General features: G+C 49.2%; 14 protein-coding genes. 5 read left to right on the top strand and 9 right to left on the bottom strand.

The window, feature by feature from the left end:
* The first annotated feature begins 139 nt into the window (after positions 1 to 139).
* From ACTOY7_RS12775 to ACTOY7_RS12755, 5 genes are all read left to right on the top strand, one after another.
* Positions 140 to 520 carry a hypothetical protein gene (locus tag ACTOY7_RS12775; RefSeq protein WP_482670771.1) on the top strand — a complete coding sequence of 127 codons (381 nt, stop codon included), beginning with the start codon at positions 140 to 142 and terminating at the stop codon, positions 518 to 520.
* A gap of 7 nt (positions 521 to 527) precedes the next feature.
* Positions 528 to 1,955 (top strand): hypothetical protein, encoded by a 1,428-nt coding sequence (locus ACTOY7_RS12770; protein ID WP_482670770.1) that lies wholly within the window; start codon positions 528 to 530, stop codon positions 1,953 to 1,955.
* A 127-nt stretch (positions 1,956 to 2,082) separates the two neighbouring features.
* A complete protein-coding gene (locus tag ACTOY7_RS12765) occupies positions 2,083 to 2,751 on the top strand; it encodes an aldo/keto reductase (RefSeq protein WP_482670775.1) in 669 nt (222 codons plus the stop codon).
* A gap of 25 nt (positions 2,752 to 2,776) precedes the next feature.
* Positions 2,777 to 3,367, top strand: coding sequence for a flavodoxin family protein (locus ACTOY7_RS12760; protein WP_482670769.1), 591 nt, complete (start codon positions 2,777 to 2,779; stop codon positions 3,365 to 3,367).
* A gap of 452 nt (positions 3,368 to 3,819) precedes the next feature.
* A complete protein-coding gene (locus ACTOY7_RS12755; protein WP_300886450.1) occupies positions 3,820 to 4,860 on the top strand; it encodes a transposase in 1,041 nt (346 codons plus the stop codon).
* Positions 4,861 to 4,983: 123 nt separating this feature from the next.
* Here ACTOY7_RS12755 and ACTOY7_RS12750 read toward each other — a convergent pair whose 3' ends face one another.
* From ACTOY7_RS12750 to ACTOY7_RS12710, 9 genes are all read right to left on the bottom strand, one after another.
* Positions 4,984 to 6,111 (bottom strand): hypothetical protein, encoded by a 1,128-nt coding sequence (locus ACTOY7_RS12750; protein ID WP_300886451.1) that lies wholly within the window; start codon positions 6,109 to 6,111, stop codon positions 4,984 to 4,986.
* Positions 6,112 to 6,142: 31 nt separating this feature from the next.
* Positions 6,143 to 7,825: an HlyD family secretion protein gene (locus tag ACTOY7_RS12745; RefSeq protein WP_160284697.1), complete on the bottom strand. Its 1,683-nt coding sequence runs from the start codon at positions 7,823 to 7,825 to the stop codon at positions 6,143 to 6,145.
* 132 nt (positions 7,826 to 7,957) lie between these two features.
* Positions 7,958 to 8,836 (bottom strand): carbohydrate ABC transporter permease, encoded by an 879-nt coding sequence (locus tag ACTOY7_RS12740; protein WP_482670768.1) that lies wholly within the window; start codon positions 8,834 to 8,836, stop codon positions 7,958 to 7,960.
* The gene (locus ACTOY7_RS12735) at positions 8,833 to 9,711 is read right to left on the bottom strand and encodes a carbohydrate ABC transporter permease (protein ID WP_160284703.1); all 879 of its coding nucleotides are present in this window, start codon (positions 9,709 to 9,711) and stop codon (positions 8,833 to 8,835) included. Before ACTOY7_RS12735 ends, ACTOY7_RS12740 begins: the two co-directional genes overlap by 4 nt.
* 96 nt (positions 9,712 to 9,807) lie before the next feature.
* On the bottom strand, positions 9,808 to 12,021 hold the full coding sequence (locus ACTOY7_RS12730; protein WP_300885301.1) for an extracellular solute-binding protein: 2,214 nt from the start codon (positions 12,019 to 12,021) through the stop codon (positions 9,808 to 9,810).
* A 61-nt stretch (positions 12,022 to 12,082) separates the two neighbouring features.
* Positions 12,083 to 13,381, bottom strand: coding sequence for a DUF4179 domain-containing protein (locus ACTOY7_RS12725; protein ID WP_160284698.1), 1,299 nt, complete (start codon positions 13,379 to 13,381; stop codon positions 12,083 to 12,085).
* An 18-nt stretch (positions 13,382 to 13,399) separates the two neighbouring features.
* The gene (locus tag ACTOY7_RS12720; protein ID WP_300885303.1) at positions 13,400 to 13,897 is read right to left on the bottom strand and encodes an RNA polymerase sigma factor; all 498 of its coding nucleotides are present in this window, start codon (positions 13,895 to 13,897) and stop codon (positions 13,400 to 13,402) included.
* 145 nt (positions 13,898 to 14,042) lie between these two features.
* Positions 14,043 to 16,229 (bottom strand): ABC transporter substrate-binding protein, encoded by a 2,187-nt coding sequence (locus tag ACTOY7_RS12715; RefSeq protein WP_300885304.1) that lies wholly within the window; start codon positions 16,227 to 16,229, stop codon positions 14,043 to 14,045.
* Positions 16,230 to 16,429: 200 nt separating this feature from the next.
* Positions 16,430 to 17,893 (bottom strand): AlbA family DNA-binding domain-containing protein, encoded by a 1,464-nt coding sequence (locus ACTOY7_RS12710; RefSeq protein ID WP_300823760.1) that lies wholly within the window; start codon positions 17,891 to 17,893, stop codon positions 16,430 to 16,432.
* Positions 17,894 to 17,969: the final 76 nt, after the last annotated feature.

Below are 17,969 nucleotides of genomic sequence, written 5' to 3'. Positions count from 1 at the left end.
CGGATGACACAAGCCACATCGCTTCCGTTGTTGCCGGAGAAAATAAGATTATTGTAGAAAGCGGCATTTTCCCTACAAAGGAAGAAGTAAGAGCCAAATATAAAATTTAACAAAATAATGTGAAAGTGAGGATTTTGATATGACAAAACTTAGGGAAAATATCGTAATTATCAAAATCAACAAGTCGTATCGCGAGGGTATAAGTGAAACCGAGCTGTATGACGTGTCACGGGGCTGCTGGAAGAGAAAGATTGCCAGTGTAGAGAAGGCAGACTATGCTTTAGCTGTTGTTTATGGGATTGTGAAAGAAGTATATCAGATAGATAAATGGCTTCCAGCCGAAAATGAGGTGCGGGAAACCATTCCCTACAATGAAGCGGTTGATGCTGGCAGAATTATATTCAAGGGCAGGATCGCTGATGAGGAAATCAGAAAAAAATATCTGGATCATTCAGTGGCAGGACTTTTTAAAAGAGGGGAAGTCGCTCCCGTTAAAGTGATATTGAGACCACAGATATAGGAATGTTATGAAAATTCCCACATGGAATGTTGAGAGGTTGAGACATAAGGGGGAACTGGACATGATACAGGATTGCTGTAAGGAGGCGGAGTCAGATATTTTGTTTCTGGCAGGAAGTGATGCACAGATAAAGATGTGGCAGACCTTGAAAAATTCAAGGTATAAAGCGATGAGAGGTATAACATGCATGAAGAATGTTAATTTTCCGCTTGACGGGCTGCCAAGTACAGAAGAATTAAATAATCTGCTTCAAAGCATGATAGAATCGAGCGGAAACTTTGTCAATTATATGATGAAAATTCAGGATGATAAAAAGTTGATGCTGGATTTCAATGGAATATCCTTGGATACATACGGGTGTGAACATCTTTTTGTTGATTTTTTTATAAATGATGAGATGAGGAAAGACTTTCCGCTGATTGCAAGGGATTTTTATGTCCATGAATTTGCAAACATTCCAAAACACCAAGATGTAGAGTATTTCGATATTGAGTCCGGTGAAGACTGGCCGGAACTAATGTTTAACAGATTTACACTTGGCCTGATGATGAACGCGGTGAATAACGGAAGCGAATATACGAAGGCATTGTTTTTGTATTTGCATAAAATATATTACAAAAAAGAATACCGGACACTCAAAAGATTTAGTAAGATGTCACTCAGTGAACTGCTGGCATTGGCAAAGCCAGAAGGAAGGAGACATCTTTACTATGCAAATCTGTCAAGAATTTTATGTATAGCGCCAATGTATGACATTAAGTTTGACGTGGAATGTAATGTTGTATATGGAATTTTAAATGAATTCATTAATAAATTTGGTTTAAGCGTTGGATATTCGTTTGATGAGGCTGTGGGCGACAGCTTTAAGGATTGCCGGAAGGAAATAGATGAGCGTTTTGATCAAAAGAAATTATACTCCCTTGATGCAAAGATGTCGAAATTCCTCGGAAATGTATTTCAATGGCTGGGATACAGCCCGGAATATGCAGATTGGTGTGATGAAGACGACAGAGGTGTGGAAGACCGACTTGCCATTGTGCTGTCCATATTGAAGAAGACTTTCCCCAAAAGCAATAAAGAATATTCCGCAGAGGAGCTTACGCTTTATGGAATGATCTTTCATTGTGCAAGCGCGATGACGTGCAATTCGTCGTGGCTGGCTGAAATGCTCAGGACATTGGCTTATGGAGAATCTGGAACATTTTATTATGATGAATTTCCATCGATGTTTCATCCAGAGGCCAGTGGATCGACAGATGTTTCGATTGTTGACAAGGCGGATTATGTCTATTTCTTTACGGATATTATCAGCCATTCAAAATACCATCAGTTCATGAATGTAATACGTGAGCGAAAAATAAACTTCGGATATATTCATGGAGTAAATATAGAAAAGAATATCCGGGATATTTATGTGGATTTTGAAGAAGATTAGTCTGTATAAATAGAATAAAGACGGATAATCGTACAAAAAGGTGTATCGTGACGAGGTAAAAGCTTCTGGTATGATGCACCTTTTTGCTAAATTTATAAGAAAAGTTTACAAACACACTTGACAATCCATCTCTGAGGAGGAAATCGGTCAGGCAATCCGGGAGGCAATTGATGAGGGGATCATTCAGCGGGAGGACATTTTCGTTATCACAAAAATCTATCCGGGCAGTGAAATGGAAAACCCGGAGCAGTCCATTCAGGCGTGTCTGGATCGTCTGAATATCGGCTATGTGGATATGATGCTCCTACACCACCCGGATGGCAATGACGTGAAGGCATACAAGGCGATGGAGCAGTTTGTGGCAGATGGAAAGATTCGTTCCATTGGTCTGTCTAACTGGTATGTGGAGGAACTGACTGAATTTCTGCCGCAGGTGGATACGGTTCCCGCACTCGTGCAGAATGAGATTCATCCCTACTATCAGGAAAATGATGTCATCCCATTTATTCGGGATTTGGGGATTGTGGTGCAGGGCTGGTATCCGCTGGGTGGACGGGGACATACGGCAGAGCTGCTTGGCGATCCGGTAATTTTGGAAATTGCAAAAGCGCACGATGTATCTTCCGCACAGGTCATTTTGCGGTGGAACCTGCAAAAAAGCGTGGTAGTAATTCCCGGTTCCAGTAATCCCGACCACATCAAGGAGAACACGGAGCTGTATCATTTTTCTTTGACAGAGGAGGAAATGGAGCAGATCAATAACCTTGACCGCGGTGAAAAGCATGACTGGTATTAAAAATACATAGATGGGGGAAATAGGCATGAAGGTTTTAGCGATTAACGGCAGCGCGAGAAAAGATGGAAATACAGCGCTTCTTATCAATACCGTATTTGAGGAACTAAACAAGGAAGGCATTGAAACGGAAATGGTTCCGCTTTCCGGCAAAATAATGGAGCCTTGTAAGGCTTGCTGGGCCTGCAGCGGAAAGAAGAACTGTGTTCACAAAAAGGATCAGTTTCAGGAAATCTTTGAAAAAATGACACAGGCTGACGGAATCATTCTCGGTTCCCCGGTTTATACGGCAAATATGTCTGCGAATATGCAGGCGCTTTTGGAACGGGCATCGGTGGTGACGGATATGAACCGCAGCGAAAATCTGTTCGCACATAAAGTCGGCGCGGCGGTTACGGCAGCACGCAGAGGTGGCGCACTTTCTGCGCTGGATTCCATGAACCACTTCTTTATGCCGCAAAATATGTTTGTAGTCGGTTCTTCCTATTGGCCGATAGCTTACGGGCAGATGCCGGGGGATGTTCAGTCAGATGGAGAAGGTCTGGAAACCATGAGAAATCTTGGACGGAATATGGCTTATCTTTTGAAAGCGCTGGATGAAAGGCGGCGGAAATTTTAGAGGCTGACATTTATGAAATTATGTGTTACATGTCACACCCCGACCAATCACCACGCTGATTGGTTGGGAGGATGCACATAAGAGCTGGTATTCAGGCCGTCCATTGCCGTAGGCAATTTAAAATGACGGCCTGAGTTACAGGGCACGCCTGGTCAAGGTGTGACCTGTAACAATTATGTTGAACACTTATCATGCACGGGCGAAAATGCTTGTAAATATCCCCTCTCTATGTTATCATCATTGCAAAGCATAAGGATTCTAAAGTTCTATTTCCGTTGATTTCTCGTCATTCAACATTTCAGAAAATCTATGCTTACTTCAATACTTTTTATAACAGCATAGGGTTTCTGGATTGCTGACGGATTGTAAAAATGCATTGTTTTTTCCTTGTATATGGAATCACAATGGGAATGACGTCTGTTTTTCAGAAGCCCGGAAAAGGAGGGTTTTACATGAATGAAAAACAGGTATTTGTGAACAAGGAGCACAAGGATAATGTCTTCCGTATTTTATACCGCGATGACAAGACACGGCAGATCGAGCTGTATAATGCTGTCAGCGGAAAGAATTATACGGAGGACGCGGATTTGGAGGTCGTCACTTTGAAGCATGCGATCTATATGGGTATGAAAAATGACCTGGCTTTTATCGTATCCGATGATCTCCATTTATATGAGGGTCAGTCAACTATAAATCCGAATATGCCGCTACGTTTTCTGCATTATATTTCAAAAGAATATGAGGGCCTCGTAGAGGGCAGGAAGCTATACGGAAGTACACCGGTGAAGCTGCAGACGCCTTATTTTACAGTATTTTACAATGGCACCAAAAAATATCCGGAACGCCTTATCCTGAAATTGTCGGACCTGTATAAGATGAGTGAAATGAGTGCTGAAGGCACGGCGGAAATCGCAGAAGCTACAGGCATTCCATTTATTGGTTTTGCCGGAAACAATATGGAGCATACATCTGATACTGTTGTCAAAATCGACAAAGACACCGAACTCTACAGTAATAGTGGCAAAGCTTCCAGCGAGATCAGCCGGATCCTGCAGCAGGAATCCCCGCTCTTGGAATTAAAGGTACTGGTGATCAATATCAATCCGGGTAATAATAAGGATTTTCTGGATCAGTGTCCGACGCTGCGGGAGTACATGGAATATGTAGAGCGGGTTCGCAGGTACTGCAGCGATATGGATTTGAAAGACGCTGTGCAGCGGGCAGTGGACGAGTGTATCAAAGAAGGGATCTTAGCGGATTTTTTGAGAATGAACAAAGCGGAGGTGATGGCCATGAGTATCTTTGAATATGACGAAAAAGAAGTGCTGGATTATATCCGGGAAGAAGAACGGACTATTGGCGAGAAAAAGGAAGCGCGAAGATACGGACGTTTAATCCTTCATCTGACCAACGAAGGAAAAAGCGACCTGATTGTTAAGATTGCAACTGACGATGCTTTACGTGAAAGCTTGTATCAGGAATATCAATTATAACAAAAATAAGCCGGTATATCATCGTTTTAAATATTTACAGCAGAAACCATAAGGAACCGCCTTAAAATAATAGGTATACCGCCCCGTACCTATTATTTCACGGCAGTTCCTTCTATTTTTTTCCTACATCCTCCAAAACCCACGCAAAAATACCGCTTCCCCCGCAACAGCCCCCGCCGCCCAAAGCAGTGCCCGTACAAATTCTCCCATGACCGGGAGATCCGGGATCTTTTTCTCTGACCGGATCAAAGCCTGACACGCCGTCCCCAGCCTTTTCCCATATTCCGACCAGAACTCAAAGTCGGACCATTTTGCGGGAATCATATCTTCCGGGATCCGTATCCATTGAATCAGCAGAAGGATCCCGCCTGCCAGCAGAAGATACGAGAATATTCTCCAGATTATTTTTTCCATCCTGTGATACCTGGTATCACCCAAACTCATAAATCGGACATTGGGCCTGTCTAAATTTCCATCTACGCCGCAGGCTTCATTCGTCGATGCTGCCGCCATATCCGCCTGTCTCGCCGCTTCCCGAAAATACCGGATCAAAAATATCCACAATATGAACGGAATCAAAAAGCACATCCCCTGTGTGATCCAGACCAACGCCCGATCCTCCATCCGTTCCCACTCTCCGCAAAGCTGCTGATAGCGTTCCGCCACGTTTCCAGGCCCTTCCGGAACGCTTCTCACTGTAGCGCGGTCCAGCAGACACACATCATTTTCCCCGGCTTCATATGCCAGAAATGCTTCCTCACTGTCAATCACATCCAGCACCTCCAGCGGCCAGCCCTGTACCTCCACCGTAAGTCCCCGGGTATCCGCCCCGCCAAACAGCTTTGCCGATAATGTACTGCTGATGAGACAGCTGTCCTGGATTTCCATATCCAGCACGGCATACCCCGGAAACAGCAGATCCGACCGGCCGCAGAGGAGCAGGGCCGCGCATTCCTCCATGGTTCCCAGGGCGGGGGCCGTTATCTGGATTCCATCCGCCTGCGTCCAGTTCACAAATTCCAGCGGCATTTCCTGTTTCAGATTCTGCTCCTGGGCCAGCCTGGCGCCGGACGGGTCCATCCCTCCCTGCTGCCCGCATGCCGTAAAATGAAATACCCAAAGCTGATCCTTCAGATTTTCCGCATGCCGGACTGCTTCCATAAAACACAGCAGCGTCACGATTCCCAGCAAAAAAAGCCGGCACCACGAAATCCACTTCTTGCCGCATAACATCTCACTTTTGCTTTTCATCCGTATCTCTGGGAGATCCCGCGCCAAACAACTACGTTTCATTCTTCATTTTCACCCTGCTTCCGTCCTCTAATGTGCGGGACGCCTCCGTCACAATCTCCTGCTCCGGAGAAATCCCCTCCACTGCGGCATATTTTTCATTTTTCTCCAGCAATTCCACATCCACCTGCCGGACTGCCCATTCCTCTCCCAGGATCACGGACCTCTTTTCCGCCACATTTACATAGTACTGGTCCTTTTCCCTCAAATGGAGCGCCGCTGCCGGAATACAGGTATCATAATCGCCTGACCGGACCTCCACCTTCAGGATTGCCGTTTCCCCTGCCGTAAAATGCTCCGGCGGCAGATCTACAGTCACTGTAAAACTGCCTCCTGCTGTATCCCCGGTGGAAGAACCCGCTGCTCCGGATCCGGACATTCCTGTATCTGATGCTCCATTGCCGGGCAGGGTGCTATCCGCAACGGTCCGGATCGTCACACGATCTGAGAACCTCTGCTGCCCATTCTGCCCCATTGTCTGCGAAGCTCCCGGCATGATCTCCTGACTTCCCGCTTCTGCTTCCCCGGATTGGGCCCCATTGCCTCCCGTTCCCGGCATTCCCTGCAGATCATTCCGACCGTTCTCTGCCGTCACCACTGCCTGAGCCCCTTCCCGGATATATTTCCGCAGCTCTTCCGGAAATGTTACAGTCAGGCTGGCCCCGCCCGAGAGATCCGACAGCAGAATATCGCCCCCGCCGGTGGTTGTTGTGCCCGCCCTGACAGAAACACCTGTCACCATTCCCTTTACCGGAGCCGCTACCCTGCCCTGGACATCGAGAAGCGCCTGCAGCTTCGCAGCCTCCTCCTCTTTTTGCCCGCGGGTGATCCGGCTCTGCTCCAGGGAATAACTTTTTGCGGTTCCCAGATTCGCCGAATCCAGAGATTTTTGCGCATTATATAAGGAATCCTCCCGATTCTGCAGCGCCTGATCATAAGCCGCCTGCTTCTCCTGCACTGCGGCAAGGAGCTGCTCCCCTGTCTGATCCGGGCTCGACTGACTTGGGCTTAGCTGACCCGGGCTTGGCTGACCTGGATCTGACTGACCCGGGCTCGACTGACCTGAGCTTGGTTGACCTGAACCCGACTGACCCGGGCTCGACTGATCTGAGCCTGGCTGGCCTGGGCTTGGCTGACCTTCTTCCGCCTGCCCTGCATTCCCCGCCGATTCTGCCGTAAAGTTCTGATATTCCTCCTGTGCCTTCTGCAGCTCCGCCAAAGCCGCATCCACCGCGGCATTTTCCCGGCCCGCAGTACGGTTATAGTCCTCCTGCGCCTGGAACCTGCTTAACTGCCGGGACGCTTCCTCCACTGCTTCCGACTCTGCGGTTCCCCGGATCTGCAAATCCAGAACCTCCAATTCCTGCCGTTTTTCCTTCATTTTCTCCGTCAGATCCTGCAAATCTACTTCAAACAGGATTTCCCCCGCGTCCACAGCCTGTCCCTCCATCACACGCACCGTCCCTACCCGCAGATTTTCCACCGTAGAAACGGCAATCTCCCGGCTTCCGGTCACCGTCCCCCGGGCCGATACATCCGGGGTAAATGTCTGACGCTCCGCCCGTTCCGTGGACACCTCAGCCGTACTCATATTGTAAGCAGTCCTGGAAATGATGGTAAATAAGATCATCAATCCAAGAAGCAGGATTCCCGCCTTTCTAATCCTCTGTTTCATATTTCACCTCGCACATTGATTGCACACTCTCACGTATCCGAGCGTGCCTTTATTCCGAAATATGCCTGCTCCGGTACCTGGCCGGTCCGGATGCCCCTCCGCACCGCAGGCAGTAAAAAGCTCCGTGCTTCATCATCCCGTATGCCGCCCCGCAGATGCACTTCCCCGTGAATAGTACCCCTGGATCCCCTGCTCCAGAAATTCATGTCCGGCCAGGAATACCCAGATTGCAGGAAGCAGCGCAAAAACCGATGCCGCAAAAGCAGTCCCCGCCGTCTCCGCTGTGATCTGGGGCTGAAACATGGACAGCGGCCACAGGGACGGCGTCTTGAAAAATGCCATTGGCTGCTCCAGCATATTCCAGCATTCCAGAAACTGCAGCACCATTGCCGAAATGATCCCGGCCTTTCCGAGGGGCAGTCCGACCCGGAAAAAAATATCCCCTTCCCCGGCACCGTCGATCCGCGCCGCCTCCAGCAGTTCCTCCGGAATCTCTTTAAAAAACTGGCAGATGATAAATACCGGAAGGGTCGAAAAAATCCCCGGAAGGAGGATCGCCCCCATCGTATCCATCAGGTTCATCTGTTTGATCACCAGATAGTCCGAAAGCATCATCACCTGGAACGGCATCATCATCATGGCGATATATAAAAAGAACAGCCCCCTGTGAAACCGAAATCGATATCTGGCAAAGCCCCAGGCCGCCGGAATGCCGAACAGCGCCTGTCCCGCCAGAATCCCGCCTGTGATCTTCATGGAATTCCAGAACATCACAAAAAAATCTGGTGTATCAAAGATCAGCTCCACACAGGAACGGAACGTCGGCTGAAATGGGATCAAAGACCAGGCTGCAAACCCTTCCCCTCCCGCAAATACCGGTCTCAGATTTTCCGCAGCTTCCCCCTGCCCCATGAAAGCCCCCGTAAGCAAAAAAATAATCGGGTAGCAGCAGACAAAAGCCAGTACCCCAAGGAAAACCCGCAGAATCACATGTCCCTTTTTGAATCTCACTTTCCTTCCCACCTCTTCCAGAACAGACTCACCAGCGCAAGCAGCACGGCCCCGCTGAGCACCGCGCCTGCCGCCATCTTATCCACATCCAGGTTCCTGTACCAGTTATTGAACAAATGCTGCAGCATATAGATGCTCTCATCCGGATAATCCCCCGCCACCAGATACGCCTCCCGGAATACCTTAAAGGAATTGATCAGCGACAGCACCGTAATTGTAAAAAATGCAGAAAACAGGTTGGGGACCGTAATCCGAAAGAATATCACCCATTCCCCGGCCCCGTCGATCCGGGCCGCCTCGTGGATCTCCGCCGGAATCCCCTCCAGCGCGGCGATCCACAATATCACGCTGTACCCCAGATTTTTCCAGACATAGCTGAATACCAGGATCGCAAACGCATAGCCCGTATTCATCCAGTCCGTCCCCGGAATCCCGAACAGATGCAGCAGACCGTTCAAAAATCCCTGCCTGGCAAAGATACACTGCCAGAGCAGCACCACGGACGCCGCCGGAATGGCCATAGGGATCAGCAGTCCGCTCTTATACCACGTTCCCCCCTGGATCCCTTTCTGCAGGGGCACCGCCAGCATCAGCGAGCATACCACCAAGATCGGCACGCTGACTCCCATCATCCTGGCCGTATTCGCCGCCGCAAGGCAAAATGCCGGATTGCCCAGCACCTGCCGGAAGTTAGACAGCCCCGCAAATTCTCCAGTCATGGTTCTGACAAACGCCCTGCGGATCACATCCAGATACGGGAGCACATAAAACGCCAGTACCCCCGCCAGGCTGGGCAGGACGAAAGCCAGTCCCCATCGGTCCCTGCTCCGCCCTCCCCTTGCCGCAGATAAACGAAAATAATACAGCGAAACCATTTTCTTGATCTCCATTTCATACTTCATGATCATTTTTCTCACACACTTCCGAACTGCGCAAAAAGACAAATCATACTCGTGAGTATATTTTTTCATTTACTCACTCAAATACAGATTCACCTCTCTACATGCGTCCGCCGCCGCGCTCTCCGGATCTTTTCCTTTGAACAGGCAGGCTTCCGCCTGCTCCATCACCTTCTGCATCACCACCGCGTCGTCCTTCACCGGAGTATCCAGCCCATCCAAAAACGCGGTAAAATCCTTCAGCTCCGCAGGAGTCAGCTTATACATGTCCATCGTTTGATCCGGGGTATGTTTTCTGGATGTGCCTCCCACAGATTCTCCCTCTTCCGAAACATACCTGGATCCTGCAGCCAGCTCCCGGATGACCGGAAAATATGGGTAAGCCCCATCCCCATACGTCTCTCCGGACAAATAAAAGCGTAAAAACTGCTTTGCCGCATCCGGATTCTTTCCGCCGCTGCTGATCCCCAGCACACTGACCGCAATAAAATAATTTCCGTTCTCTCTGTTCAAATACTGATACGACAGACCTTTTTCCCTGCACAGGGGAAGGATCTTCATATAGTCCCAGAGCGCTTCAATCCTGGTAATCCCAGCCTGCGCTTCCCCAAAATAGAGATCAAGCTCCGGGCAGAAACCCACGCCGGGATACTGTTCGGCCCAATATGCCATCTTATCTCCCACCGGAAACAGATCCCGTTCCCCGTCTGAAAAACACAGGTCCGCGATCGTATCCAGATCACGGTAATAATCCGCGAGCTTTACCTCATTGATCGTTTCCCCCGCAATATCCGAGGTAATGAACAGCTCCAGCGCGGCTTCGGAAATATTTTTTGAAACCATAAACGGGATCCCGGTGCCTGCCTTTTTTCTCAGGACCTCCATCAGCTCCCTTCTGTTTTTTACGGCCACGGTGTCCGCATCGCCTAGAATGACCGGCACGCAAAATTCCAGCGGCATCTGGTAAATCCTTTCTCCGCCGTTATAAGCTGAAATAATATTGTAAAAATAATTTTCTTTGTCCGGCTCCACAAGGTCTGTCAGATCCTCCAGCATGCCCTTTTTTGCATAGCTGTCCGCAGGCAGCCCGTCCAGTATCAGTATATCCGGGCCTTCCCCGGCCATCAGCTCCGTATTCAGGGTCCGGATCGCGTCCTGCAGGGTCACACCGTTCCCACCGGTACATCCGATTTCAAATGTAACCTCCAGCTCCGGGTACTTTTCCTGAAATAGAGTGGCCGCCTGACGGATCGCGCTCTCCTTCAGGCTATAAATCCGCAGCTTCTCCTTTTGGACCTGCTTCTCCTCTTTTGGAGCTCCCCTTTCGAGCAGATACAGCTTCGACTGCTCCGATACCGGGCTGCTCACCGAAAGTAAGACCTGATCCTCCCCGTCCTTTACCGCAAAATGGTCCCGAATCCCGAGATCATGGATCAGGCCGTTTTCCTGATTCGGATTTATCAGTTCATCGTACAATTCTTCCCCGATCAGATAGCCGAACCTGTCCTGCGTCAGATCATAACGTCCGATTCCGGTTCCCTCTATATAAAGGAAATTCCCCTGACTGTCCAGCGAAATCTGTCCGCCTGCATGATCGGCCGCCCGCGCCAAAAATTCCGAAAGCTCCGGATCCTCCAGATATCTGCACTCCATGGTCTGCAGGTCGTAAATCTTTAGATGGAACTGCATTTCTTCCAGAACCAGGACTGCCAATGTATCTGCCGAGACATCCGCGGAAAAAATGGTTTCGCCTTCCTCCATGCGGACTGTTTTCTCTTCTGTCCCGCTGTCTGCGGAGAGTATCAGCTCCATACTGCTGTAAGCGAACGGAACTCCCTTTGCGGAATAATATTTTCCGATCACCTCATCCTCTAATTCCGGACTCGTGGCCGCATCCGCGGCCTCCCAGCTTCTTCCTCCGTCCCTGCTGTCCATGACTGCCGCATGTTCAAAATGCGCATCCCCGGTACTGATCCGCACCGCGCCGTCCGACAGATATTTTAATGAGGTGACCCGCACCGCGCTCTCCGGTTTTGGAAGCTCTGTCAGATTCCAGACATGTTCCCCTGACGGCGCATGATCCGAATCCCCGGAATTCTTTCCTTCCTGTATTTCCTTACCCTGCGCTCCGTCTCCTCCCCTTGGAGTGCAGGAGCACATGGCCACGGCAATACCCAGAAGAACCATAAATCCTGCATATCTGTTCCTTCCTTTCGGAAAAATCTTAGAAATCTTATGGAACATATCTGCGGCAGCGCGGTATATTCCTGATGTTTTTCTCGTCAAATTAATCTCTTCCTTTCTGAACCTCTGCCGGAACTTTTTCCGCCTGTACAGCCGGAAATATTTATGAATCAAACCGGATCACTTTATGGTATTCCGCATACGCCTTCAGCAGTGTTCCCAGCTTTTCCTCCGCCGGCTTATTCTCGTTGCCCTCCCAGTCGGTACTTCTCCAGATTCCTGTTGCGTAGATATTTTCATAAAAGTCCTTTCCCAGGACAAATACCTCCACCGAGGAAGCGTCATGCCCTTCGATCCGCCATTTTTGATACCTGACATCCGTATCTTCATCGTAGAAAGTTTCATTCTGCAGTACGTTGGGCAGCTTATTCCCCTTTGCGTCCAGCACCACCACCTTATAGCCTGCCAGCCCCGGGGTGATGGCCCGCGTGGTGATCTCGAAGGGCGTTTTTTCCACGGAGAACAGCCCTGCGCCGGTTCCGCCGGTCTCGTTCACCTCCACGACCTCCCTGTGGCTTTCGTCCACCTGGATGGGGATGCTGAGCTTCCATGGTCCTCTGTACCATTTTTCCATAGAAATTAGGGAATCGATCTGGGTGATCTCGATATCCAGTGTAAATTCATCCGGCAGGACTGCTTCCTGATCCACCTGTCTCCGATACCATGCCAGTTCACTTGCCACATCCATCCTCCACAAAAATTCATACGTATTTTCATTGACCATCAGGCCTTCTACGATGATCTGGCTGCTGTATTCATTTGCGTTTTCCCACGCTTCCTGGTCCATGAAGCTGTAATTCCTGCGCGCATATAAAAACATCGCCACAATTCCGTCGATCTTTTCCGTATCATTTTCATCCAGATAATAGAAGCTCTTTGGAAACGGCTCCTCACTCTTCAGCTTCATGGACAGATAAATAATCTCCGAATCCGCGTAAACCTCGGAAACGGACACGGCCAGCCCGCCGTTTGTGTCCGTATAATCCTGCATGTCCTCATCCGGATCAGCGCTGCCGTCTTCCTTTTCTGTCAGCGGTTTGGCATACTCCGACAGATTTTCATATCCCACCGCATCCTGGATCTGTTCAAATATGCTGCCTACGATGGGCAGTGCCCTCACCTGCGCCGGAAATACCGCATTGGCCAGCACGCACACCAGCAGGACAGCCGCCGCGCTGCAGGCCATCTTAAACAGGATGGGGCCTGCGCCGCGCTTCGGCTTCTTCTCAAAATCCTCTTGTACGGCTTCCTGACGCACCGTGCCGTCCAGGATCATCTTATATGCCTTCCCGGCGCTTCTGTACACCTGATCCGGGATCTCCGCGTCCTTCCGGAGCTGCGGCCGAAGCTGCCTCTCGATCCTTCTTCTCTTCCCAAATTCATTCCTCTGAAAATCAGACATTCTTTGATTTCTCCCTTTTTATGTATCGCATTCCCTGATCAGCTTGTCCCGTCCCCGTTTCAGCCGGATCCGCACCGTGCTTTCATTCATGTCCAGAATCTGGCTGATCTCCCGCGTATTAAAATTCTCCAGATAATAGAGCAGCAGGACCGTCCTGTACTTTTCGTCCAGCAGCCCCAGCATCTCGTTCCACTCACTGTTGCTGTACTCCCGCTCCACAAATGTCTCCTCCGGCAATGTTTCCATATGTATGATCCTCTTCTCTTTCCTCAGAAAATTCTTGCAGTGGTTAATCACAATCTTCATCATCCATGTTTTAAAATACTTCTCCTTCCGCAAAGTTGGCAGCTTTTCAAAGCATGTCAGAATCGTATCCTGAACAATGTCCGCCACATCATCCTCATTTTTCAGATATGTCCACGCAAGCTTGTACATGGTCTGCATCTGGGTATTCATCAGCTTTAAAAACGCATCCTTATCCCCATGCTTCGCACGCTTGATCAGGTTTTTTTCCATCCTTGGTACCTTCCCCTGTCCTCTTTTTCATTATTATATATGATAGACAACCCGGCGGCCAAAAGTGTTTCAAATTAATTCTATTTTTTTATGCGGCGGCGCAAAAAAAGAGCGCTGCCGCAAATGGCAGCACTCTTTCTTGCACTCATTCACTCAAATACAGATTCACTTCACTGCACACATCCTTTGCCGCGCTCTCCGGATCTTTCCCCCCGAACAGGCAGGCATCCGCCTGCTCCATCACCTTCCGCAGCACCAACGCGTCGTCCCTCACCGGACGGCTGCAGCCCTCGAAAAATGTGATCAGCTCCTGCAGCTCGTCAGGCGTGATCTTATAGAGGTTCATGACCTTCTCCGGGGTATACTTCCTTGAGATCTGCCCTATGAATTCCCCGTTTTCTGAAATGTACTTCTCACGATCCGTACTTTCCATCACACTCCGGATTATAGAAAAGTGTCCGAAATGCATGGTCTCCTGTGCTTCCCCTGACAGATAATATTCGAGAAATTGTCTGGCCGCTTCCGGATGTTTCCCAGTGCTGTTGATCCCGAGCACGGATTCTGCTACAAAGTAATTCCCATTTTCCCTGTTCAGGTACTGGTATGACAATCCTTTTTCTCTGCGTACGGCAAGGATCTGAATAAAATTTTCATATATGGATATTCTGCCGACCCCTGCCTGTGCCTCTCCGAAATATAATTCCAGGTCCGGAGAAAATCCTCCTGACGGATACAGTGTTTCCGCCCAATAGGTCATCTTGTGATACGCTTCCATTTCCTGCCGTTCGTCATCCGACATACTCTGGGAGGCAATCTTCTCCAGATCCTTATAAAAATCCGCCAGCTTCCCTTCGTCCACAGTCTCCCCAAGAATATCGGAGGTAATAAACAGGCTGCCTGCCGTTCCGGCCAGATTTTCCGGAGTGATGAACGGGATTCCGGCATCCTCCTTTTTTTCAAATACCTTCATCAGCTCATCCCGGTTTTCCGCGGCCAGGGTCTCCTCATCGCCCAGAAGCACCGGCACGCTGAATGCCGTCGGCAGCTTGAATATCTTTCCCCCGTCGTTGTAAGCGGAGATCATATTGTAAAAATATTTTTCCTTCGACGGTTCCACTATGTCCGTCACATCCTCCAGAAGCCCTTTCCCGGCATAGCTGTCTGCGGGAAGTCCGTCCAGTACCAGAAGATCCGGGCCTTCCCCGGCCATCAGCTCCGTATTCAGTGTCCGGATCGCGTCCGACAGGGTCACGCCGTCCTCCCCGGTGTATCCCGTCTCAAAGCTGACCTCCAGCTCCGGGTGCATCCCCTGGAACAGGGAAGCCGCCTGCCGGATCTCATATCCTCCGTATAAGCTGTAGATCCGCAGCGTTCCCTCCGAAGCAGTTTTTTCCTCCTCCCAAATGCCCTTTTCACACAGATAGAGTGTTGTCTGGCTGTTTGCCGGACTCAGCATGCGCAGAACCATTTTATCCTCCGCGCCGTTTACCGCGATGGACAGAAGAATCTTCTCATTCGGATTGACCAGGCCGTTTTTTTCCTCCGGGTTGAGCAGCCGGGCCATCTCTTCCGATTCCGCCAGATAACTGAACCGATCCTGATTCAGGTCATACCGCGCAATCTTAAGCTCTCCGGTTCCTCCCATCGTCAGATACAGGATCCCTCCCGAACTGTCCAGGGCAATGCCTCCCATAGACTGAGAGTTCAGATATTCGGAAAGTTCCCCGTTCTCCAGGGTTCTGCAGGACATAGAGCTGAGATCATAGACGTCCAGCCGGAGCTGTGAATTCTGGTCATAAACCAGAACTGCCAGGGTATTTCCCGCCATGGCCGCTTCGCTGATTGTTTCCTCTTCGTTCACACTGACGGATCTGGATTCCGTCCCGTCTCCCGCCGATATGGTCAGCTTCGTGCTGTCATAGATAAACAGGCTTCCATCGGCGGAATAATGATATCCGTAGTCGGATGCCAGGCTCGTGTCCGCATCCGCGTTCTCCCAGGTTCCTCCATTGTCCCGGCTGTCCCATACCGCCGGATTCTGTCCGTCCGCGTCTGAGGAATTGATCCGAAGGGTGCCGTCCGCCAGATAGTTCATGGAATTGATATAGACGGCTCCCTCCGGCTTTTGGATCTCTGTCTTCCGCCAGGAAGCGGTTCCTTCCCCTGCCGGGGATTGTCCGTCAGATGCGGCTTCGGTCTGTGTTCCGGTCTGCGTTCCGGCTTGTGCCGGGCTGTCCGCTTTTTCCGCGTCCCCGCCTCCCTTCGGAGAGCAGGAGCACAGCAGGATTGCCGTGGTCAGGAAACAGATGAATTTTGTCAGCTTTTGATTCATGTTGTGTCTACCTCCCTTGTTTTTCTATAAGATAGACAACCATGTATGGAAAAGTGTTTCAGAAATTTATTTTTGTGAATTATAAAATTCCATTGCTCTGTCTCCCAATTCATCCAACAATAAAATGCCGTTTCTTGCTCTGACAATACCGCTTAAAAGCGAAACTGCCTTTCAAAAAATACGCATAACTATTCAGAATGTCAGATACAAATTTCCCAATATCCGGCTCTGGCAGAGCCATGGCGGACTAAAATACCTTTTTCCTTGAGTTTTTTGATATTTGTCTCAATATTTCTTTTTGAAATTCCAATTCGCTCCGCTAATTCAGTTCCGCTCATCTGTACATTCTCCGACAGCAGATCAATAATACTCTTCTGCGTAGCATTCAATTCAACACCGATGCTTTTCCGGGCTTTCACCGATGTTTCACCGATGCTTTTCAAATTTTTCGCCGATGTTTTACCGATCTTCTGCCGATCTTCCATCGGTGATAAACTGCGAAACAGATTCACACGGAAGGTTCCTGTCATCTCAATAAACTGCGGTTCCGGCAGACTGTATTCCTTCGCCGCTTTTCGAATATTTCGAAGTCCGGTTCCCCAGGCTTCAATAAGTCCCATTTGGTTAAATACCTCTGCTACAATACGGTTTCGCTGCTTGGAACGACCGCTGATCGCTTCCTCCAGCGTCAGTCCATAGCACAATCCTCCGGGTGAAGTCACTTCCAGACGGTCATCATACAAGGCTACCTGCACACAGGAATTGTCCAAAAAGTTGCGATGACAATGGGCATTGATGATCATCTCACGAATCGCGTCTGGAGGTAATTCATGACCTTCCCTTCGAATCAGTCCTTCCACTTTTGCGCTCCTCCGAATATTGCGCAAAACAAAGGCATATGCTTCTTCAATCTGCCCATAAAGCGGGCCGTCGTATTCCTTCTTATCAATAAATTCTCCACGATCTGTACCTGCAAACACGGCACATTGGGTTCTGGAATAATAGAAATGTTTTCCGGTTAACAATGCAAATGCATTCGATGCCAGATAACCGTCTTCCGTTTTCTTAATCACATTCCAGTTCAATAGCTGTGCCCTCGTAACCTGCTGCAGTTTCTCAGCATTTCCCTTTCTCTGCTGCATTTCATTGCGATACCGATTCATATCACGACAAAGCTTTTTAATCGCATTTTCCTTGACTTCATAGCCAACACAAATCAGTTCATCCCAGGAAATCCGCGCTCCTTCCAATTCCAGTTCCTTAATCTTATCCGCATCCGCCTGTCTGGATGTACCGGCAACACGAATATAAGTACCGCCTTCCTTGCCTCTGGACTTCATATAATATGGTCTGTTTGCTCCAGGTGCTACGTAAACCACAACAATGGTTTTTCCCTCAATTGTCTGAAATGTAATATCCGGCACAATCTGGGGTGTACAGGAATCGGAAACTGCATTAGTGATACGATCCATAATTTTAAACACAGAGTCCATATCTACACCTGTCACTTCCCGCGTCACATCATTCACACCTACTATCAACTGACCTCCCTGCGTGTTTGCAAAAGCTATGATCGTCTTCATGTATTTCTCTGATTTATCAGGCAATGTCTCTTTAAATTCGACATTTTTGGATTCCCCATGAACAATCTCTTCCATCGTCATATCATCAGTCTCCTTTAGGTACTACTTCAATACTTTTTTTATGATACCATTCCCATCTATAATTGTCCACGCCCCA

The sequence above is a fragment of the Schaedlerella sp. genome (genome assembly GCF_056796775.1).
This window is presented reverse-complemented; position numbering and strand designations above follow the sequence as displayed.